Here is a 20178-nt window from a genome sequence, read left to right as displayed (position 1 = left end):
CCTATTTGGCAACTAGCCCTCACCGATAAAGGCCAATAAAATAAAGGCCAATAAAACAGAGGTCTTTTGGAGTCAACATCCAGAGGTTTCTTAGCCCTTTTACTCTCATTTGAGCCGCTTCATCGTCATTTGCCTTGGATCTAAGAGGCCAAAATATAAAGTCTCTTTCTTGGGAGTGAGATCCTTCGTCTCTCTAGGGCGAGCCAATAACAGCATTTTTGTCTTCATTTATCTAGGTCCGGAAAAATCAAGAAGAAAGTTAGTTATGGAAATAGTCATTACCCTCAAATGAGTTTACCTGAGTTTGTTCGAAGGCCACGAGAGGGGCTCTGACAAACTCACACCGACAAGCTAAATTAGAAGCTAGAGAGGCTTATCGAGTCTCTCTTCAACCCGCTCCGAAATACATATACATTCATATGCACCTCTTTTGTTTTCGCTCTCCAGACGCCTTTGCGTGTTCTGCCCCATCCACGGGGACAGAACTAGGGCGAGTCGGTGGTTGCACACCTCCCACGTCCAACTCGCGTTGTCGTGGTATCCTTGGAGTCCTGCCGTGAGCGCTATCCTTGGCATCTTCGAGGATGTTCCGGCTTTCCATTTAGCGTAGGAACCTCGCGTCAAGAATCTTTCTCACTTCCGTGTAGGGAGTGAACCGGTCGATCTGGTGATCTTGGATCCTTGATTTGATGTTCATGGAGGCTACGTGATCTGCATCGCCCTGCCAATTGCAATCCCAATAGGGGTTACGACAGTGAAACACATCCCCGCTTCGGTTGTCGAAAGAGACATACCCACACGTTGGATTAGGAGATGTTTGGCTGGTGTAGGCCGCGTTGACCGTTTTAATGCCGGAGGTTCCGACATGCGCATGTACCATAATGCGTTCTTGGTTCTCGTCCCTTGCCCACGATGAGCAGAGTCGAGATATCTTCTTAGACTTAGCCTTACCCCCTAGGTGAGACAGATCTTCGGTGATGATTTCTTTTGGCCGTTGTGATGGATGTTGGGGAGCTCGTCCATTAGCTCTGGTGCGATTGCCCTCTCCGTAGACCACTTCTTTGATTGCAGCGCCCGAAATTGTCTGTAGTTGTGCCTTTGCACGCCTGAGTCGAGCTTTTTGTTTCTTGGTCCCTAGGTTATTTCGTGAGATGTGCTTGGTTCTTCTGGAGCCAGCATCTCTCTTTGATAGAGCGTGAAGTTTGTTCCTTGCCTTGCCGGTCTTATGCCTGCGCTCAGTCATGGAACTAAGCGCTCGGCCATACTCGTCGCCATGATGAACTCCCGAGTCATCAGTGCAGACCTCGGTGATTCCCCAGTCGAGCGATACGGCGGGGCCGGTGGCCTTGGCTAGAGCTGCAACGTCGTAGCTAACGTGAATGAAGGCCCGCTTGTTCTCTTCATCAAGTACGACCCTGACATTCCCCGACACACGAGAAATGCCAGACAGGGGTAGCGAGATGCGTTTGTTGCGAGTTGAGCTGACAACTTTGACATAGCGTCTGGTCTTGCCTTTAGCTGTGTCGTTGTCGACCACTGAATACAAGGTAGAGTCCAAAGACATAGAGTGAGACTTGATAACGGTTGGCCAGCTACCATCGAGTGCATCTCGAATGACGCGATGTAAGTACGAGGCTATCTTTGCACCCGTTTCGGGGGAGGTAGTCACAGTGGAGATCTCTGGCACGCCGCCACCCATGATTTGGCCAATAGCCGAGTATCTCGTTAGACAAGCATAGGCATAATGCCTCTCATCTTCGTCTGTGAAGCGTCTCCACACCCTTGCCTTGACGTTAGTTCTTACAAAGCAGGACTCGATGTGGCGAATACAGGTATCCACGGCGTCAAAGGCAGCTTGGTCTACCAAATGGACGTTGATGCCCTCTGGGTATAAGCCCTGTGCCTTTGCATAGTCACGAAAGCTTTTGCTTCTATCAAGCAGCCTCCATAGGCTAGTCTGGCGCAGATGAGCTACGAAGACGCGCTTTGCGTCGCTATAGTGCCCAATCACAGAGCGCGTCTCGTCATACTTGTTCTTGTTCAGTGGCAACGTGGCTAGACGTACCGTGCGCTTCATAATGCTAACCATAGAGTGAGGCTCGGAGATCGGATCATGGAGTTACCTCTTTGGCCACCTCTTGAAGCCGTTCCATAACCTTTTTGTTTTTATGGTTATGCGATCCATATAGCCAGCCCGAGAAGACGGTTACGATTTCGATGACATCGTTTGTCAGATCTTCTTCAAAGGTTGAATCCTCGCTAGCGTTGATAATGATTACTTCGACTCCAAAATGCTCACAAAGAGACAAAACAAGCTCTGACCCAAAACGAAGCAGTCTATCCTTGTGACTGAGCACCAGCCGATCTACCTCGCCGGAGCAAATCCAAGAGATAAGCACTTTTAGTCCACGCTTATGGTAGTTGAGTCCTGACCCTACATCGGAGATGATCTCATAGCTCCACCCGTTTGCGGCGCAATAGCTCTCTAGGAGAGCCACCTGGCGAACCAAGTCGTCTTTTTGAGCGTTGGTTGACACGCGGGCATAGGCGATGGTAGCTCTGGTGGATGGAGCTTTATGAGGAGTAATAGCACGAAGCTTAGATAGGTCATAACGCCTTCTGCCTCCTTGTGTGCGTATAGGAGGATCGATACGTCCTTCTGCTTGTCATCTCCGTAGCGTCATGGGGTGTACCCCAAGCTCCTGTGCTGGCACCCCAATAGGCACTAACCTCGTCATATAGGCGTTATAGTAAACTTCGTTCAAGAGTGCTCAGCTGGAGAGTAGCAGTAGCGAGCCCCAAAAGTGCCAATCGAAGATTGGCGCACAATAGGGGCCAAGCCCACCTCTAAAGCGCTATGGAAGTTCTCCCTGTCATTAATCTCGGAAAAACTCCGCGAAAACAAACAAGTAAGGCAAATGAACACAAAGCCCCTATCTCTAGACCAACCCACGCTCAATAAGGGCCTCTGCAATTTGAATCGTATTGAGGGCAGCCCCCTTGCGAAGATTATCGCCCGAGATAAAAAGTGCCAAACCGTTTTGCACACTTGAGTCTCTTCGGATTCGACCCACAATACTAGGATCAATCCCCGCGGCCTTGAGGGGAGTCGGGACGTTGTCCAAGACAACACCCTGAGCCTCCGAAAGGACCTTACGCACTTGATCGATTTCAAAGGCAGAATTTAGCTCCAAATTTAATGAGATAGAATGACCCGTAAAGACCGGCACTCGAACACACGTAGCGGCCACTGCGAGATCTGGCAGTCGAAGAATCTTACGGCTTTCGTCTCGGAACTTGTGCTCCTCGTTTGTCTCGTCATCGACCAGAGATCCCGCAAGCGGAATCACATTAGCGGCTATCGGTTCAACAAACTTATTTTTCAATTCACCAAAATCAATCGCGTCACCATCGAAGGTCAACTCCGAAAGCCGATCGCCTCCAGCTTTGAGTTGATCTTTCAGTTCGCTAACCCCAGCGATACCCGCACCAGAAACGGCTTGGTAAGTCGATGCCACTACTCGCTTTAATCCCCAATGGGTGGATATAACAGAAAGAGCACTCATGCAGACCATCGTTGTACAATTTGGATTAGCAACAATTCCGAGAGGTATCGAGTAAAGTTCGTCTCCATTGACCTCAGGTACGACAAGAGGCACAGAAGGATTCATTCTCCAAGCAGAAGAGTTGTCGATTACGATTCCTCCGGCTTGTGCAACCTTTGGCGCCAATTCAACTGAAGCGCTAGCCCCATTTGAAAATAGCGCCACGTCAATCCCTCGAAAATCGCCATCGGATGAATCTTCTACAACAACGGTTTTGTCTCCAAATTGCAGCTGCTTTCCCGCAGATCGAGAGGATGCAAAGAAACGAACATCTCCTACGTCTAAGCCTCGTTCAAGAAGCAGTCGACGCATCACAACGCCAACCTGACCTGTAGCTCCAAAGATCGCCAAATTCATAGCCATAGAGCCTAATATCACAAACTAAGAGTCGGAACCACACTTTGTGGACAATGAAAATGAGTTGCTAGGCCAATGAGCGCGATATCACGTACAAACCCCCGCAAAGATCAACTATCCATCCAACTACCCAAAGAGGCTTAATGAGGATTTCCAACACCCCTGCGACAGTGATTTTATTGTTTGGGCCAGATCAGCTCTCACTATCAGCTGTCTGAATCAGAGCTCTCGATCTAAATTAGCGGCTCATGAAAAATCGGCAATTAGGACCGATCTGCCATTCCTCTAATTGCTCGAAAGCTCCTCATATTCGACCACCCTAAAGCTCAAATGCATCGTGCAGGGCGCGTACGGCATCCTCAACCGCCTCTTGTCTAACGACACAAGAGATCCTGATGGGAGAGGTAGATATCATCTCGATATTAATGCCATGGAGGGCAAGTGTCTCAAACATTGTGGCGGTTATACCTGGGTGCGACTTCATACCCGCGCCAATCAAGGAGACCCGTCCAATTCCAGAGTCAGCATATGATTCACCGGCCCCAATATCTAGGGCTATCGACCTCGTTATCTCCAAACTAGAAGCCATATCGCTCTGAGGTACCGTAAAGGAGATATCGGTGGCACCTTCGTGAGAGGTGTTCTGGACGATCATATCTACGTTAATATTTCGATTCGCAATTTCGCGAAAAACCCTTGCTGCGATCCCTGGCTTATCCGGAACCCCCGTAATGGTAACCTTGACCTCTGTTATGTCATGACTTATCGCAGATACAACTGCCTGTTCCATAGTCTCGTCCTCCTCTTGAACTATAGTCCCCGGTTCCCAGGTAAAACTAGATCTCACATGGAGCGGGACGTGGAAATTCCTAGCAAATTCAACCGATCTTAGCGCCAAAACCCGGCCACCTGATGCTGCGATCTCAAGCATCTCCTCAAAGGAGATCTTCGAAATCTTATGGGCATTTGGAACCACTCTAGGGTCAGCAGTAAAGACGCCCGAGACGTCAGTATAGATTTCACACCGATCAGCACCTAGAGCAGCTGCTAGGGCCACTGCAGTCGTATCAGAACCACCTCGACCGAGCGTAGTCACATCCTTTTCAGTCGACACACCTTGAAAGCCAGCCACGACAGGCACTTTACCTTCGCTTAGGGCTTCAAAGAGGCGATCGGGGCGGATCTCTAGGATCTTTGCCTTGGTGTGATCTGTGTCGGTAATAATTCCCGCTTGCGATCCAGTAAATGAAACCGAAGGAACTCCTTGATCAGCCAAAGCCATACACATAAGGGCCATTGAGATGCGCTCACCCGCCGTGAGTAGCATATCCAATTCCCTACCCGGATGAGTCTTAGAGACTTCCTTCGAAAGCCGAATCAGGTCGTCCGTCGTCTTTCCCATCGCAGAAACTACCACGACAACCTGATCACCCTTACGTCTGGTTCTCGCCACATAATCGCTCACTGCTCTGATGCGATCTGCGTCGCCGACCGACGTTCCACCAAATTTCTGTATTATCAACGCCACGGGATATAAAACTAATTGACTTATCTGTAAAAATACGACGATTCCGAGCTCCGATTGTTTGGGAATTGCTCAAAGTGCGACTAGCTTTTTTCTACGTGCCAAGTGCTAAACGAGAACGTATAAGGGCTAACCAAGCCAAAAAGAGAGCTGAGCAGGTAGCTGTGGCTAAGAAAAAGACTAGAAATAAAAAGGTAATCTACGGATCGATCCTTGTGGTATTGGCCATTGTGGCCGTCTATCTCGTCTCAAGACCTTCGGGTTCAAAGACGACGAAGTCGGCAACTTCGGCAACGACCTCTACTAACCCGACGCCTACTACGACGGCTGCTCCAACTACGACGGCAGCCACTACCACTACGGCTGCTCCAACGCCACTTGCGTGCCCACCAGTTGGTGGCTCAGCTACAAGGATCATAAAGTTTCCGGCAGCCCCGCCAATGTGCATCAATCCTGCCGCAACCTATACGGCCACGGTAAAGACTGATGTCGGCTCCTTTGTGATCAGCTTGGATGCTAAGACCGATCCAATAACAGTCAACAACTTCGTCTACCTTGCCCGGTACCACTATTTTGATGGAATTATTTTTCATCGAGTTATTCCAGGCTTTGTAGTTCAGGGCGGAGACCCTACCGGAACTGGAACTGGCGGACCGGGTTATCAGTTCGCTGACGAATTGCCACCTGGCCAAAGCTATAAGATCGGAACTGTAGCAATGGCTAACTCTGGACCAAATACAAATGGAAGTCAATTCTTTATTGTGGTTGGAGCCCAAGGAACGACTCTTCCATACCAATATTCAATCTTCGGCCAAGTAACCTCAGGAATGTCGACGGTAAATGCGATTGCAGCAGATGGGACGGCTTCTGGTACGCCAAAAGTAGTACATAAAATGCTTTCCGTAACAATTACCGGACCGTAGTCCACACATTTGCTAATAACTTGGAGTGAGTTGCAAAAATACAACATAGATTCAAGTTATTGGCAAATGGTCACTTAACCGAGAAGGTGGTCCCGATACTAAATGTTTGGACTAGGAAAAAAGAGGCTTCAAATGGACTGTCCCAACCCCGATGGATCGAGCCCAAAGATCCAACAATTCACATCGGCTCCGCCCGAATGTATTGATGTAAACAAGCGCTATAGCGCTACCTTTACTACAAATAAGGGCGAATTCGTCGTAGCATTAGATCCGATCAAAGCTCCAAAGACGGTAAATAATTTCGTCTTTCTAGCCAGATATCACTACTACGACGAAGTGATCTTCCACCGTATCATTCCTGGATTTGTCATCCAAGGTGGAGACCCCACCGGAACAGGTTCTGGCGGGCCCGGTTATCGATTTGAAGATGAGCTGCCTAAGGCGAACCAGTATCAAATCGGTTCCTTAGCAATGGCTAATGCTGGCCCCAATACAAACGGAAGTCAATTCTTCGTCATTACCGGCGAATCGGGCGTCTCACTTCCACCCCTCTACACCCTCTTTGGTCAGGTCATAAAGGGAATGGAAGTAGTTCTTTCAATAGAGGCCGTGGGAACCGGTTCTGGCAAGCCCAAAGAGCGCATAGTCATTGAAAGCGTTGTAATAGCAGAAGCCGAATAACCACTAAGGGATCAAGGGATCTCGATGTGATATTCAAGGTCGCCGAGGCTAATTTCCTTACCGAAATAGTACGCCTCGGCACTGCCCTTTCCAAGGACTTCCCATTCACCATTTGACCATCTAATGAGCGCGGTTTGCTCGTCGACTCCAACTGTGACAAAATCCGAACCCTCCAAAAGATGAGTTCTCTTGCGCCTCTCTTGAGACCATTCGGAGTAGTGAGGACTAAAGGCAAACTTCTTCACCAAACCCAATCCAAGGGTAAACGCACCGCCTCTTGGATCCACCATAGGATCCGTAAGAACCATACCTCCAGCGCTTGAACCGATCAACGTAGCGCCATTTTGCCAAGCATCACGAAGTGCCCCAAAGCAAAGAGACTCCTTGAGAACACTTCTCAGATGCAGAGGAGACCCGCCGCTCAAATAGATAAACTTGGCTTGCGCTATGGTCTGGGCGTTGCGACGATCATTGGCGTCATCATGGCTCAGGACCATCAATCCTTTTGTGGTAACACCAAAATCGTCAAAATAATTTGTGGCATTTTGAATAACCCGCATTGGATATTCATAAGCAGCAGCCGTAGGAAGTACTAGAACTTCGCTAGCACCAGAGACTTCAAGTAGCCTCTGATCAAACGTGCAATCCTTCCCCCACTCATTGCCTCCAACAAAGCCAAGTACCCCATAAGTCATTTTTTTATAATGTCCCATCCCTTATTCGAAAGATCTTGTCTCCGAAAGATCTTGATGGCCACCGAATTGGACCACCAAACTAACTTTAGATCCTATGGCACTATCCATGCAGATTCGCCGCGGCGTTATGACAAGGAGAAAGATAGGATTAAAAACGACATACTTGAAGAGGGGAGCTTGCTGGAAAATCCACTTTCAAACCAGGCTCAGCGACTGAAACGGCACCTTAACTCCAACTAATTCGATACAGAAACTAGTTGAGTATTCCCAATGGCTATCTTCATAACGATGAGGAAGATTTTCCCATGCCGCCAAAAGTCAAGATCCTCAATTAGAATCCGAACGCGTTCTTCGGCTTCCCGCCATCTTCTGCCAAGGCAAATCGATTGGCCTTACGCTAGGTATTACATGACGAGAAACCCTGTCTAGATGTAAGGTCTCCTCCCAATAGGAGACCTTACATCGATCAACCACATCGCCAATGCATAGCGATACCAAAGTAACACCGACTTGAGGGAATTAGCGGCACCCGATTCCCCTATCTCTTTGAGCTACGACTGCCAGAAAAATTTGCGGTAGATCGTCCTGCCCGAGAGGGACCCTGGCCGAATCGATCACGCTTAGGTCCTTTTTGAGCTCTGAGTGCTGAATGATTTCCAACAGTGGAACTCTGAGACGGAGCAGTCGAGCTACCTCCAAAGCGTCCTATTAGTGATGTAAGTTCCTGGGCCAACTTCTTTGAAAAGGCGTCGGCGGTACTGGCAGCGTTGATCGAAGCTGTATTTGTCGCAGCAGCCGCCTCTCCATCGAAAGGAATTGCAGTTGCAATTGCGTGTGATTCCGTGGAACTCACCTGAGTGACCCGAACGATCTCCGCAGTGGTCGCGTATTGCTCCTCAACAGCAGACGAAATAGAACTCCGAAAATCACTAATCATATCGATAACACCGCGAATCTCACTAATCACATTGATAGTATCTGCCATATCGTGTTGAATCGCCGCAATTTTAGAGGCTATATCTTCCGTTGCCCTTGCAGTCCCACTCGCCAACTCTTTGACCTCGCTTGCGACTACCGCAAATCCTCGACCTGCGTCACCGGCTCGAGCTGCCTCGATCTACGCATTGAGCGCAAGCAGGTTAGTCTGTTCAGCTATTGAGGTAATCGCCTCGATAACGCCTTTAATCTCGTTGGCAGATTCAGACAAGACGTCAACAGTCCCCGATCTCTTAGCGGCTAGTTCTACCGCGCGAGTTGCTACCGATGTGGCCTTTGTGGCATTCTCGGAGATCTCTGCTATCGCTAAGCGCATATCATATGTAGCATTGGCGACCGCCTCAATATGGTGAGTAACCGAATCCGCCTCCCACGCTACGTCTTCAACACGACTGGTGGTGTCTTGAGAAGTCGCAAGGATCTGCGAAGATCTCTCTCCAATTAACTTAGAGTCTGAGTTCAATACCTCCATCGTTACTATAAAACCTCTGATAGCGGCCATAATAAAGATGAAAATATTTAGCTAATTCCCCAAACTCATCTGGACGCATTTCATCCAAATCGTCGTTAGCCATGCTTGCGTCATTCAAGGCCGCTAGAGCCGCTATCGCCTTGCTCAGCGACCTCAACACTGTCGTCTTAAAGGCGAATCCTAGGCCTGTCAATAGCCCTAACCCCAGCAGCGAATCCAAGATAGCAATCAATATCAACTGGGACGATTTAGAGACGACAGAGTTCAACTTCGCCGCCGAAAGAGCCTTCTACTGAGAACTAGCAAGGGGAAGAACAGAGGTAAGGTCGTTTGACTGTTTGGCGTTTCCGTTGATCTGAAGGTTGTAAGCTAAAGTCGAATTGCCCACAGAGGCTGCGCTAAAGACACCTGAACTATTCTTGGCATATCCAGAGATATCATTCTGAATCCGATTGAGAGTCGAGACCAAAGGAGTTCCGTTAGCTAACTTTAAAGCTCTCTGAAGACTTGAATCGATCGCTGCTAAATTCCCATTTGCCGCTACTTTGAATCCTTGAGAATTTACCTTATCTCGTTTTGCCACGTAGTAGACGAAGTTATTCAAATCATCGTCCATCTTCCAATATTGTGAGTCAATAGTGGTCAATGTTCTACCAATGGCTGCATCATTGGACTTATAACTCGTCGCTAAGCTAGAGGCGCTGGAGGCAGCAGAGTAAACCAACAACCCCGACCCCAAGAGTTGCATGCCGCCAACTATCACCAATCCTGTCATCGTTCGCTTCATAAGTGGCATGGTTGATCTCGCATACCCTAGTTAATAGATCACGGCATAAACCCTTTGGGATCCACGCGAGCTACCTTGAAAGTCGGCAATTCTAGGTATATCTTTAGCAAACTATGGCTATTTTCGAATCTATATTTAAAAACAATTCGAAATAAAATCAAAATAGGAAAATATATACTCCTATTAAATTCATTCGCTAACAAGAACCAAAATAAGATACTGTCGAACCATAATCTCAGCTATAAAAAAGCCAGCACGACACAATAGAGCTAGATTTATAAGCCTTATCTCTAATTAAAACTACAATCCATTCGGAACCAAACTATCTTCCCAATGTCAACGGCGCAGAAACCACTACTTTGATATTGGCGAATCTGAAATTTAGCGCTACATTATTTGAATGGAAATTCGTCACATTGGAGTATTGGGCTCTGGAATCATGGGCTCTGGGATTGCAGAATGTGCCGCAGAGGCTGGATTTGAGGTAACGCTGCGCTCTCGCAAGCAAGATACTGCCGACCAAATGCGACATAACGTCGAAAAGTCGCTTCTTCGCAAGATAGAACGAGGAAAAATAAGCCAAGAAGAGGCGAAGGAGATTCTTTCAAAGATAAGGGTGACCACCAATATCGAAGCTCTTGCTCCTTGCGACCTCCTCATTGAGTCAGTGGTTGAAGATCTCACTATCAAAAAGCATCTTTTTGCAGAGCTTTCCCTAATCGTGGAGGAGACGGCTATTTTAGCCACCAACACGTCGACCCTTGCTGTAGTCGAGATCGCTGCCGCAACCAAACATCCAGAGCGAGTATGCGGGATTCACTTTTTCAATCCCGCTACCTTGATGAAGCTAGTTGAGATCGTAAAGCCAATCACTGCCTCAGATGAAACGATCGAAGCCGCACAAGCCTTCGCCCGTGCCTGTAAAAAAGATGTTGTTACGGTGAAGGACCAAGCTGGTTTCATTGTGAATGCACTGCTATTTCCATACCTAAACAATGCCATCAAACTCTATGAAAGTGCGATGGCAACCATGGAAGAGATAGATATCTCAATGAGAGGTGGCTGCGGCTTCCCGATGGGCCCCTTCGCACTCTTGGATCTGGTCGGACTTGACACTTCCTTGGCAATCCTAAACGCCTTATATGAAGAGTTCAAAGAGCCCAACTACGCTCCATCACCGCTCCTTCGACGCATGGTGGCGGCTGGATATTTGGGCCGCAAATCAAAACGAGGTTTCTTTGACTATCGCTAAAGTTGCCGGGATTAAATAAAGACCCATAGAGCGACTGCACCTCATTGCCATATGCCCCTCCCGCCAGCTAGTTATTGACGAGAGGGGCAATCCTTATAAAGGGGAGTAATTTACCAATTAGATCTAAATCACTCCTGATTTCAAACGGCGAATTACCCCTAGGCAAAGGATCTATTAAGAAGGTTCAAGATCTCGGATCTACAAACTACATAGGTTGATAATAGAACCCTATAGTTCTAGAATCTAAGATTAAAACCATCGCTAGATGGCTAAGTTCACAAAGATAAGAAAACGATTTGCTAGGCTAAATAAGATACGTAGGAACTTATCCACAAGGATAAGCCACTCTTTCAGTCGGGTTGCGCCACATCACAAGGTTGAAGTTCTAATTATGACAGAAGATAACAGTTTCCAATTTCGACTTCCAAAGCCCGACAAACCGTGGGTACTTCGAACCTACTCCGGACATTCGAGCGCCAAAGCATCTAATTTGCTATATCGAACAAATCTCACAAAAGGACAAACTGGCCTTTCGATAGCGTTTGATCTTCCAACCCAGATTGGCTTAGACCCTGATTCAAGCCAAGCAAAGGGTGAGGTTGGCAAAGTTGGTGTACCTGTCGCTCACCTTGGTCACATGTCAGAACTGTTGGATCAAATTCCTCTGGAAGATATGAACACATCGATGACGATCAATGCCACTGCGCCTTGGTTGCTCGCTCTCTACATTGCAAATGCGACCAATCACGGGGTTGCCCCCAAAGATCTAGCCGGAACAACACAAAACGACATTATAAAAGAGTACCTCTCTCGCGGTACATTTATCTTTCCGCCAGAGCATTCACGTCGGCTCATCGTCGACATGATCACCTATACCGTTCGCAACGTTCCGAGATGGAATCCCATCAACATCTGCTCCTATCATCTCCAAGAGGCTGGTGCCACAGTCGTACAAGAAATTGCCTTCTCCCTTGCAAATGCGATAGCGATACTGGATGCAGTCGCCGAGTCAAAGCAACTGACCAGCGATGAATTTCCTGCAGTGGTTGGACGAATGTCATTCTTTGTAAATTCAGGAATTCGTTTCATTGAAGAGATCGCGAAGATGCGTGCCTTTTCTAAGCTTTGGGAAGAGATCTGTCTCGATCGATATGGAGTCAGCGATCCAAAACTTAGGCGATTTCGGTACGGCGTCCAAGTAAATTCGCTCGGGCTGACAGAGCAACAGCCTGAAAACAATATGACCAGGATCGTCTTAGAGGCACTTGGAGTCACCTTATCACGCGATGCCAGAGCGCGGGCTCTCCAGCTACCCGCATGGAATGAAGCATTGGGACTCCCTCGCCCTTGGGATCAACAATGGTCTTTACGAATTCAACAGATCCTCGCCTACGAGACAGATCTACTTGATTATCCAGATATCTTTGAGGGCTCTGTGGTCGTTGAAGGATTGACCAACTCAATTGCCAAGGATGCAAAAAGGGAACTAGATGAGATCTTGGCCCTAGGTGGTGCCTTTGACGCCATCGATGAATTGAAGGGGCGCCTGGTTCAATCTCAAGCCGATCGAACTCGCAAAATCGAAGCGGGAAATCAAATCGTCGTGGGCGTCAACAAATTCAGAGAGACCGAGAAATCCCCACTCACTGCCAACGAGGAGGCCTCCCACCTAGTCGTAGATTCGGCAATAGAGGAGAAGATGAGAACAGAGATCGCGAATTGGCGGCAAAATCGCGATAACCAAGCCGTGCAACAGGCGCTCTTAGATCTCGCACAAGCAGCCAAAAGTGGCACCAACATTATGGAACCCTCTATAGCCTTAGCGATCGCCGGTGGTACAACAGGAGAATGGGCCGACACACTACGTGAGATATTTGGCGAATTTAGGGCTCCAACTGGTATCTCAAAGGTATCGGGCTCCAAAGGCGACAAGATGGCAACCCTGCGGGTGGCTGCTGCCAGCCTGCAAGGTGGGCCGCCCCGCATATTAATTGCCAAACCTGGATTGGATGGACATTCAAATGGAGCTGAACAGATAGCCGTAGCGGCCAGAGATGCGGGCTTTGAAGTTATATATCAAGGAATTCGTCTATCGCCTCTAGAAATCGCTCAAGGCGCTATCGATGAGGACGTTGACGTCGTTGGCATCTCTATCCTCTCTGGATCCCACCTAGAACTAATCCCCGAAATCATCTCACAAATGAGACACCTCGGCTCTGAGGCTTTGGTCATAGCCGGAGGAATAATCCCCGAGGTCGATCACCAATATTTACACAATGCTGGCGTGGGTGCGATATACACACCAAAGAACTTTGAGATGACGCAGATAATGGAGGATATTATGATGCTGGTCGATAAACATCGACATGGTCAATAATCTCCTTTCGATAGCAATTGATTTAATCAAGTTCCAAAAATAGCTAAAAGCTTGGAGGAAAAGTGCCGATAACTAAAAGAGTGAATAAGCTTCGTCTCCCAATAGTCTTCCTTCTGTGCGCAGTTGTAGCGGGCGTAATAGGATATTTTTACGCCCCAGTACTCCTGGTTAGCTTGCTATTGGTAGCGTTAGCTGTGGTATCGATGCTCCAGATTGGTGCAAAAATCACATCCCAGGAAGACGAGCGTCGCGAAGCACAGAAGATTATCATATCGACCAAAGACTTCGATAAGGGTGTTGAAAAATCAGAGACAAATACGCCATCAGATCTAAGCCAAACGCATCTAGGCACTGATCCCGAAACGGGTCTCTCCACCTTTCCTGTCTTCAAGGCAATTTTAGAAGCCAAGGTAGCAACTGCTCGCAGACGCCTTTGGCCAGTAACTGTAGTTCAAATTCAGCTATCCTTTATCGATCAGGTGACTCCATCAAATGAAGAGATTGCATCTTCGATCATAAGTTTCGCATCCCTGCTAAGGCTTACCCTGCGCGAAGCTGACGTCGTAGCCCGAATTGGGGACTACCGCTTTGGACTAATCCTAGAGGATACCGATGAAGAGGGATCTGCTTGGGTAGCCGAGCGAGTCCAGGTGGCCCAGATCAAAGCTGGAAGTACGATAGTGCATAAGATATCTGCTGGTGTTGCTGGATATCCAACCAACGGGGCAGCACCCCAGGAGCTCTTCGGAAGGTCGACCCTAGCTCTAGAGCACGCCTTGGCCGCATCCAATGAGCCCGGAATCGGTAAGGTAATAGTCGCGCCGACAGTTCCATATCACGCCTAGTAAAGATCGCGGGCGCCATCAAAACTGTAAATTTTGATGCCCAGTCCGACAATCTCTAGGCAACAATAGGTCAAGCCGACACATGACAATCTATTTTTAAAAGTTGAATAAGTTGGCGCGAAACTTTTCTATAGAGTTCTGGTCATGATAGGTAGGGTAAGTAACTGGCAATAGCAACTGCCCATCAAAGTACGCGCTTTATTATGACTTTATTACGATTTACTTGCCTATCACTTATCTAATTTATGCGATCCACGCAAAGGTAAAAGAAAAGTTACAAGAACCGCTCCGTTCGTTTAGCACCCCAATGCAACCAAAATCTTGCGGTCTGGGGTGCTATTGAAAATTAGAGCGGCTACCAGGGACGCGACCGCCTTGCTGGAACTGGAAGGCTCCACCACCTTCCCGAGAACCTCCACCCCACCATCGAAGAATAGCTATCTGATGCTGGAGCAGATCCCTGCCCCTGTTCGGAAGACAAGATCTGAAGATATGCGCTAACCACGACTGCCAGCGCCTCCTCATCGGTAATTGGGACTTGGGTAACCTTCAATTTAGACACTCTCTTATAATTTAGAAATCTAGAACGCTAGCGCAATCTCCTAAAGTGGAACGTTGCCATGCTTGCGACGTGGAAGCTCTTCCTTTTTAGTCGCCAAAACTGCTAGAGCTTTTATGAGCACCCTTCGGGTCTCTCCTGGGTCGATAACATCGTCCACAAAGCCACGCTCAGCCGCTACGTAAGGATTTGCATAGCGGTCCACATACTCATCAACCAATTCTTTTCGACGAGCACTTGGATCCACGGAATCCGCAAGTTCGCGCTTATGGACGACCTCGACCGCTCCTTGTGGACCCATAACAGCCAATTCGGCAGAGGGCCATGCGAAGGCAAAATCAGCGCCTACGCTCTTGGAGTTCATAACGACGTATGCCCCGCCATATGCTTTTCTGGTTATGACCTGAATTCGAGGGACAGTCGACTCACAATAGGCATAGAGCAACTTGGCACCGTGGCGTATGATTCCGCCATATTCTTGATCCACCCCGGGCATAAACCCTGGAACGTCCACGAAGGTCACGATTGGGATGTTGAAGGAGTCGCAGGTTCGCACGAAGCGTGCTGCCTTCTCAGAAGAGTCAATATCCAAAATTCCAGCCAATACCGCTGGCTGATTTCCCACGATCCCTACGACATTTCCGTTCAGTCGGCCAAATCCACAGGTAATATTTTGAGCCCAGTGCGGAAAGTACTCTAGATAGTCGCCATCATCTAATACGGTAGAGATTACCTTCTTCATATCGTATGGTTGGTTGGAACTCGTTGGCATCATCTCTGCCAGCTCTGGAGTTAGTCGCTCCGGATCGTCAGTTGGCTCCTGGGATGGAGGCATCTCTAGGTTATTGGATGGCAAGAAGGAGAGCAGATAGCGCACTTCATCCAAACATTGCTTTTCATCGTCATAGACAAAAGTAGCCACACCACTCTTGGTAGCGTGACTCATTGCGCCACCTAACTCTTCAAGAGTAACGTCTTCACCTGTAACTGTCTTTACAACGTCTGGGCCGGTAATAAACATATGCGAGGTCTCTTTTACCATAAAGATAAAATCTGTCATCGCTGGGGAGTAGACTGCTCCACCCGCGCATGGCCCTAAAATCACACTGAGTTGAGGTATGACGCCAGAGGATGCTACATTTCGATAGAAGATTCCACCATAAGAGTGCAGCGCGACCACACCCTCTTGGATGCGCGCACCAGCGCCATCGTTGAGGCCAATCATGGGAACTCCGACCGAAGTCGCCAAATCCATAACTTTATGAATCTTCTCAGCAAAGACCTCGCCAAGCGCACCACCAAAGACCGTGAAGTCTTGGGAAAAGATACATACTCTCCGGCCTTCAATCGTCCCAAAACCCGTTACCACTCCATCGGTATATGGGCGATTGTCTTCTAGTCCCATGCCGTGGGCCCTATGGCGCGCAAGCATGTCTAGCTCTTGAAATGATCCTTCATCTAAGAGGTAATCGATGCGCTCACGAGCAGTCAATTTACCTTTTTGATGTTGTCGCTCGACCGAGCGAGCGCTTCCCGCGTGTAAAGCTTGTTCCCTACGGGTATTTAGTTCCGCAATTTTATCGGACATGTTCTGTTCGGACATATATCATAACAATAATCGCCCGCAACAATTAGAAAATCAATTTCAATGGCAACATCACCATTATCACCAAAGTCTTTTGACTCATTCATGAATATCACTGCATCCGAAGTGGCCAATATGGCATTTAAGCTCGAGGGCGACCTCCTATTTTTAAGTGACCCTCCAACCTTGGAGATGGTGCGCCATGGATATCGGATCGGTCTATTCGCAATGCCACTTGACCATCTTGGCCTCGGAAACTACATCTATGGCTGGTTCTTTCCTAAAGTTCGAGGTGTAATCTCAATTCCGCCGCCAATCAACTCCAAATTAATAAAGGTTCCAAAGAGTCTTCGCCATTCGGCTAAATCGATGACAGTGACCGTTAACTACGACTTTAGCCAAGTTATCCAAAGCTGCGCAGAGGCAGACCGCCCCGGTAAATGGATTAACGACAAGATAGTCAAGATATATAGCGAACTGCACCACCTAGGTGAAGCGTATTCGATCGAAGTATGGGACAAGAAAAACCCCACTGAACTAATCGGGGGGCTCTATGGAGTAGCTTTCGAAGATTTTTTCGCAGGTGAATCTATGTTTCACAAAAGAAACGATGCATCTAAAGTTGCGCTTTTAGCTTTAATGGACCTAGCTGAGCAAAAGGGTTGGGTTATGATTGACACCCAATGGATTACTCCCCATCTTGAGTACATGGGAGCGACTACGATCCCTTGGAATGTCTACTTGGAGATAATCGATAGTGAGAGCCAGGGAAGCGACTGATTTGCTCTTTGAGCTCGTCCTCTTCCCTAGATCACTCTAAACACTTTGGGGCGACTACCTATGCGAGCTGAACCAGTTTTGGAACTTCCAGGCACTTGGCAACAATATTGCTGCAAGGAGAACCTTAGCCAGGTCAGAAAGGACAAAAGGAGCAACACCCAGCGATATCGCCTTTGCTAGCGATAGATTGAGAGAGTAGCTCAGATAGGTTACGCCAAAGAGATAGATAACCACATTTCCGATAACCATCTGGGCAATCGTACTTGGGATCTTCTTATCGAATCCTCTATTGGCGAGATAGCCAACGAGTGCTGATGCAAATAGAAAGCCAACGATATATCCAAAAGTTGGTGTTGACGCTACGCTAAAGCCTCCACTGCCGCCTGCGAACCACGGAACTCCCATAAGCCCTGCAAATAGGTACAGAATTGATCCATAGAGTGCTCGTGACATACCAAGTACGCTTGCTCCAAGCACAACGGCAAAGGTCTGTCCAGTAAACGGAACAGGGGTAAACGGTAGATGGATTACAACCTGAGCTGACAAACCAATGAAGCTCGCATAAATCATCACGGCTATCACATCAGAGATGGCGTTAGTCGAGACAAAGTCTGACAAAACCCTTATATCTCTTCTCTGTATTCTGGTGCTATTCAAAATATCTCCTCGTACTAAAAGATCCACCAAGCAATGCCTTGGTTGAACTTGTCGTTAATTTAGTAAGAGCTTCATTAAAAACAATCCCAGCTATCACGGTTTATGAAAAAGTAAGGCAACGGCGAACCGCCCATCAAAATATCAACTTATGGATTTGCGAGCGGTCCAGTCGGATCAATAATCGACTTGAGGTCAACCAGGGGAATATTGACAGTTAGGTCGCCAATGGCACTTGATATGACCTGACCTTGTGAAAATCCCAAGATCAACGAGTTGGAAGTTATGTTAAAAGCAGCAAAATTAGAAAGCAGCGGATTTAACCCCGGTGCGCTTTGGATCTGAGCGGAAGGTACCCCTTGAGCCGCCAATTGAGTAGTTAGTTGGGCTCGAGCTTGATTGGAAAGGGTCGTAAGAAAGGAATTATTAGTACCAAATAGATCAGAAAGCGACAGTACAGTTCCGCTTGCCAATGAGAAGGTCAGGGCTTGGATGCTGGTATTGGGAGCGGAGGCTGCTGCGGCAGCCGTGTTTAATACAAATTGGAAAGATGCCAATCTGGCGTCCAAAAGAGTAACTTTATAGGAACCGGTTAGGTTAGACACTCCATTTGGGCCCGAGCCGCTCGATGCAGCCATCGCAACATTTTGCATGAAGGAATTTGCCCAACTAGCCACAGCCCCATAGATCTGACTATTGATACCATTCTGAGCAGAACTCGACGTCATACCCGATATCACGGGATATGAAATATTAACCGAAAAACTAGGCGATGAACCACTTTTACTATAAGTCTGAGAAACTTGGGTTGGCACCACCGATGGCGATGTCGTAGTTGTCGACGGCAATGTAGTTGAAGTTGAGCCTGTTGGAGATAGTGGCGAAGCGACCAGCGTTGGGGATGCAGAGGCCGCAGTTGTGGTAGTTTTAGCGACCGCTGCCAACGAAGTAGTACTTCCACAAGCTCCGATCAACGCACCAATGCTCATCGCTAGAGGAACAAACAAAACACGTCGGGGGGTTATCACCCTAAAAGATACTAGTTGAGTCATATGATATATCATCGACGCAAATAGCCCCTATCTATATGGCTAGTATGTCACGTGCTAAAAAATCACCGATTTCTATGAAACTTTGCACCTTCATGGGCCGATTCCACAACAACACCTTAGTTATTAGCCCTTGGGGCTCGCTACTGCTACTCTCCAGCTGAGCACTCTTAAACGAAGTTTACTATAATGCCTATATGACGAGGTTAGTGCCTATTGGGGTGCCAGCACAGGAGCTTGGGGTACACCCCGTGACGCTACGGTGATGACAAGCAGAAGGACGTATCGATCCTCCTATACGCACACAAGGAGGCAGAAGGCGTTATGACCTATCTAAGCTTCGTGCTATTACTCTCATAAAGCTCCATCCACCAGAGCTACCATCGCCTATGCCCGCGTGTCAACCAACGCTCAAAAAGACGACTTGGTTCGCCAGGTGGCTCTCCTAGAGAGCTATTGCGCCGCAAACGGGTGGAGCTATGAGGTCATCTCCGATGTAGGGTCAGGACTCAACTATCATAAGCGTGGACTAAAAGTGCTTATCTCTTGGATTTGCTCCGGCGAGGTTGGACGACTGGTGCTCAGTCACAAGGACAGACTGCTTCGTTTTGGGTCAGAGCTTGTTTTGTCTCTTTGTGAGCATTTTGGAGTCGAAGTAATCATTATCAACGCTAGCGAGGATTCAACCTTTGAAGAAGATCTGACAAACGATGTCATTGAAATCGTAACCGTCTTCTCGGGCTGGCTATATGGATCGCGTAACCATAAAAACAAAAAGGTTATGGAACGGCTTCAAGAGGTGGCCAAAGAGGTAACTCCATGATCCGATCTCCGAGCCTCACTCTATGGTTAGCATTATGAAGCGCACGGTACGTCTAGCCACGTTGCCACTGAACAAGAACAAGTATGACGAGACGCGCTCTGTGATTGGGCACTATAGCGACGCAAAGCGCGTCTTTGTAGCTCATCTGCGCCAGACTAGCCTATGGAGGCTGCTTGATAGAAGCAAAAGCTTTCGTGACTAAGCAAAGGCACA

18 protein-coding genes and 3 pseudogenes are annotated in these 20178 nt (G+C 48.0%); 9 read left to right on the top strand and 12 right to left on the bottom strand.

Annotated elements, in window-relative coordinates; all coding sequences use genetic code 11:
• Positions 1-415: 415 nt before the first annotated feature.
• From ACIDITHRIX25_RS81895 to ACIDITHRIX25_RS81875, 5 genes and pseudogenes are all read right to left on the bottom strand, one after another.
• Positions 416-601 carry a hypothetical protein gene (locus ACIDITHRIX25_RS81895; protein WP_201731836.1) on the bottom strand — a complete coding sequence of 62 codons (186 nt, stop codon included), beginning with the start codon at positions 599-601 and terminating at the stop codon, positions 416-418.
• The gene (locus tag ACIDITHRIX25_RS81890; protein WP_201731835.1) at positions 602-2077 is read right to left on the bottom strand and encodes a zinc ribbon domain-containing protein; all 1476 of its coding nucleotides are present in this window, start codon (positions 2075-2077) and stop codon (positions 602-604) included. It lies immediately after the preceding gene.
• A gap of 34 nt (positions 2078-2111) precedes the next feature.
• Positions 2112-2738, bottom strand: a pseudogene (locus ACIDITHRIX25_RS81885) (IS607 family transposase).
• A gap of 201 nt (positions 2739-2939) precedes the next feature.
• Positions 2940-3968 carry an aspartate-semialdehyde dehydrogenase gene (locus ACIDITHRIX25_RS81880; protein ID WP_052606104.1) on the bottom strand — a complete coding sequence of 343 codons (1029 nt, stop codon included), beginning with the start codon at positions 3966-3968 and terminating at the stop codon, positions 2940-2942.
• A gap of 313 nt (positions 3969-4281) precedes the next feature.
• Entirely contained in the window at positions 4282-5490 is a 1209-nt protein-coding gene (locus tag ACIDITHRIX25_RS81875) for an aspartate kinase (protein WP_052606106.1), read from the bottom strand.
• Positions 5491-5564: 74 nt separating this feature from the next.
• On the opposite strand from ACIDITHRIX25_RS81875, the gene ACIDITHRIX25_RS81870 reads away from it, so the two are divergent.
• Together ACIDITHRIX25_RS81870 and ACIDITHRIX25_RS81865 are read left to right on the top strand one after the other, a co-directional pair.
• Positions 5565-6410 carry a peptidylprolyl isomerase gene (locus tag ACIDITHRIX25_RS81870; RefSeq protein ID WP_249685795.1) on the top strand — a complete coding sequence of 282 codons (846 nt, stop codon included), beginning with the start codon at positions 5565-5567 and terminating at the stop codon, positions 6408-6410.
• A gap of 102 nt (positions 6411-6512) precedes the next feature.
• Positions 6513-7091 carry a peptidylprolyl isomerase gene (locus ACIDITHRIX25_RS81865; RefSeq protein WP_152626055.1) on the top strand — a complete coding sequence of 193 codons (579 nt, stop codon included), beginning with the start codon at positions 6513-6515 and terminating at the stop codon, positions 7089-7091.
• An 11-nt stretch (positions 7092-7102) separates the two neighbouring features.
• On the opposite strand, the gene ACIDITHRIX25_RS81860 is transcribed toward ACIDITHRIX25_RS81865, so the two are convergent.
• Complete coding sequence (locus ACIDITHRIX25_RS81860; RefSeq protein ID WP_201731834.1) at positions 7103-7786, bottom strand: Type 1 glutamine amidotransferase-like domain-containing protein; 684 nt, start codon at positions 7784-7786, stop codon at positions 7103-7105.
• A gap of 538 nt (positions 7787-8324) precedes the next feature.
• Positions 8325-9098: pseudogene (locus tag ACIDITHRIX25_RS81855) on the bottom strand (methyl-accepting chemotaxis protein).
• Positions 9099-9355: 257 nt separating this feature from the next.
• On the opposite strand from ACIDITHRIX25_RS81855, the gene ACIDITHRIX25_RS81850 reads away from it, so the two are divergent.
• Complete coding sequence (locus ACIDITHRIX25_RS81850) at positions 9356-9550, top strand: hypothetical protein (RefSeq protein WP_152626057.1); 195 nt, start codon at positions 9356-9358, stop codon at positions 9548-9550.
• Here the strand turns inward: ACIDITHRIX25_RS81850 and ACIDITHRIX25_RS81845 are convergent.
• Positions 9544-10029 (bottom strand): hypothetical protein, encoded by a 486-nt coding sequence (locus tag ACIDITHRIX25_RS81845; RefSeq protein ID WP_213333470.1) that lies wholly within the window; start codon positions 10027-10029, stop codon positions 9544-9546. The genes ACIDITHRIX25_RS81850 and ACIDITHRIX25_RS81845 overlap by 7 nt on opposite strands.
• A 412-nt stretch (positions 10030-10441) precedes the next feature.
• Between ACIDITHRIX25_RS81845 and ACIDITHRIX25_RS81840 the strand changes: the two genes are divergently transcribed.
• From ACIDITHRIX25_RS81840 to ACIDITHRIX25_RS81830, 3 genes are all read left to right on the top strand, one after another.
• Positions 10442-11293 (top strand): 3-hydroxyacyl-CoA dehydrogenase family protein, encoded by an 852-nt coding sequence (locus tag ACIDITHRIX25_RS81840; protein ID WP_201731833.1) that lies wholly within the window; start codon positions 10442-10444, stop codon positions 11291-11293.
• Between the two features lie 391 nt (positions 11294-11684).
• A complete protein-coding gene (locus tag ACIDITHRIX25_RS81835) occupies positions 11685-13670 on the top strand; it encodes an ethylmalonyl-CoA mutase (RefSeq protein WP_052606119.1) in 1986 nt (661 codons plus the stop codon).
• 62 nt (positions 13671-13732) lie between these two features.
• On the top strand, positions 13733-14515 hold the full coding sequence (locus tag ACIDITHRIX25_RS81830; RefSeq protein ID WP_152626058.1) for a GGDEF domain-containing protein: 783 nt from the start codon (positions 13733-13735) through the stop codon (positions 14513-14515).
• A gap of 355 nt (positions 14516-14870) precedes the next feature.
• Here the strand turns inward: ACIDITHRIX25_RS81830 and ACIDITHRIX25_RS81825 are convergent, their stop codons facing one another.
• Complete coding sequence (locus tag ACIDITHRIX25_RS81825; protein ID WP_052606123.1) at positions 14871-15068, bottom strand: hypothetical protein; 198 nt, start codon at positions 15066-15068, stop codon at positions 14871-14873.
• Positions 15069-15117: 49 nt separating this feature from the next.
• Positions 15118-16677 (bottom strand): acyl-CoA carboxylase subunit beta, encoded by a 1560-nt coding sequence (locus ACIDITHRIX25_RS81820; RefSeq protein ID WP_249685793.1) that lies wholly within the window; start codon positions 16675-16677, stop codon positions 15118-15120.
• A gap of 45 nt (positions 16678-16722) precedes the next feature.
• Between ACIDITHRIX25_RS81820 and ACIDITHRIX25_RS81815 the strand changes: the two genes are divergently transcribed.
• Complete coding sequence (locus ACIDITHRIX25_RS81815; protein WP_052606127.1) at positions 16723-17439, top strand: leucyl/phenylalanyl-tRNA--protein transferase; 717 nt, start codon at positions 16723-16725, stop codon at positions 17437-17439.
• Between the two features lie 54 nt (positions 17440-17493).
• On the opposite strand, the gene ACIDITHRIX25_RS81810 is transcribed toward ACIDITHRIX25_RS81815, so the two are convergent.
• Positions 17494-18096 carry a biotin transporter BioY gene (locus ACIDITHRIX25_RS81810; protein WP_052606137.1) on the bottom strand — a complete coding sequence of 201 codons (603 nt, stop codon included), beginning with the start codon at positions 18094-18096 and terminating at the stop codon, positions 17494-17496.
• A 146-nt stretch (positions 18097-18242) separates the two neighbouring features.
• On the bottom strand, positions 18243-19145 hold the full coding sequence (locus ACIDITHRIX25_RS81805; protein WP_201731831.1) for a DUF3298 domain-containing protein: 903 nt from the start codon (positions 19143-19145) through the stop codon (positions 18243-18245).
• Between the two features lie 194 nt (positions 19146-19339).
• On the opposite strand from ACIDITHRIX25_RS81805, the pseudogene ACIDITHRIX25_RS81800 reads away from it, so the two are divergent.
• Together ACIDITHRIX25_RS81800 and ACIDITHRIX25_RS81795 are read left to right on the top strand one after the other, a co-directional pair.
• Positions 19340-19965: pseudogene (locus ACIDITHRIX25_RS81800) on the top strand (IS607 family transposase).
• A 34-nt stretch (positions 19966-19999) separates the two neighbouring features.
• Positions 20000-20167, top strand: a complete 168-nt coding sequence (locus ACIDITHRIX25_RS81795) for a hypothetical protein (RefSeq protein ID WP_201731830.1) — start codon at positions 20000-20002, stop codon at positions 20165-20167.
• The last annotated feature ends 11 nt before the right edge of the window (positions 20168-20178 follow it).

Source organism: Acidithrix sp. C25 (genome assembly GCF_904848545.2).
The sequence above is the reverse complement of the archived record's forward strand: the minus strand, read 5'-3'. Positions and strand labels throughout refer to the sequence as shown.

Bases quoted from the DNA above. Each gene is read 5' to 3' on its own strand.
- ACIDITHRIX25_RS81795 (WP_201731830.1), top strand. From the start codon at position 20,000: ATGAAGCGCACGGTACGTCTAGCCACGTTGCCACTGAACAAGAACAAG.
- ACIDITHRIX25_RS81865 (WP_152626055.1), top strand. From the start codon at position 6,513: ATGTTTGGACTAGGAAAAAAGAGGCTTCAAATGGACTGTCCCAACCCC.
- ACIDITHRIX25_RS81805 (WP_201731831.1), bottom strand. From the start codon at position 19,145: ATGACTCAACTAGTATCTTTTAGGGTGATAACCCCCCGACGTGTTTTG.
- ACIDITHRIX25_RS81845 (WP_213333470.1), bottom strand. From the start codon at position 10,029: ATGACAGGATTGGTGATAGTTGGCGGCATGCAACTCTTGGGGTCGGGG.
- ACIDITHRIX25_RS81840 (WP_201731833.1), top strand. From the start codon at position 10,442: ATGGAAATTCGTCACATTGGAGTATTGGGCTCTGGAATCATGGGCTCT.
- ACIDITHRIX25_RS81815 (WP_052606127.1), top strand. From the start codon at position 16,723: ATGGCAACATCACCATTATCACCAAAGTCTTTTGACTCATTCATGAAT.
- ACIDITHRIX25_RS81850 (WP_152626057.1), top strand. From the start codon at position 9,356: ATGCTTGCGTCATTCAAGGCCGCTAGAGCCGCTATCGCCTTGCTCAGC.
- ACIDITHRIX25_RS81880 (WP_052606104.1), bottom strand. From the start codon at position 3,968: ATGGCTATGAATTTGGCGATCTTTGGAGCTACAGGTCAGGTTGGCGTT.
- ACIDITHRIX25_RS81820 (WP_249685793.1), bottom strand. From the start codon at position 16,677: ATGTCCGAACAGAACATGTCCGATAAAATTGCGGAACTAAATACCCGT.
- ACIDITHRIX25_RS81860 (WP_201731834.1), bottom strand. From the start codon at position 7,786: ATGACTTATGGGGTACTTGGCTTTGTTGGAGGCAATGAGTGGGGGAAG.
- ACIDITHRIX25_RS81835 (WP_052606119.1), top strand. From the start codon at position 11,685: ATGACAGAAGATAACAGTTTCCAATTTCGACTTCCAAAGCCCGACAAA.
- ACIDITHRIX25_RS81890 (WP_201731835.1), bottom strand. From the start codon at position 2,077: ATGAAGCGCACGGTACGTCTAGCCACGTTGCCACTGAACAAGAACAAG.
- ACIDITHRIX25_RS81895 (WP_201731836.1), bottom strand. From the start codon at position 601: ATGGAAAGCCGGAACATCCTCGAAGATGCCAAGGATAGCGCTCACGGC.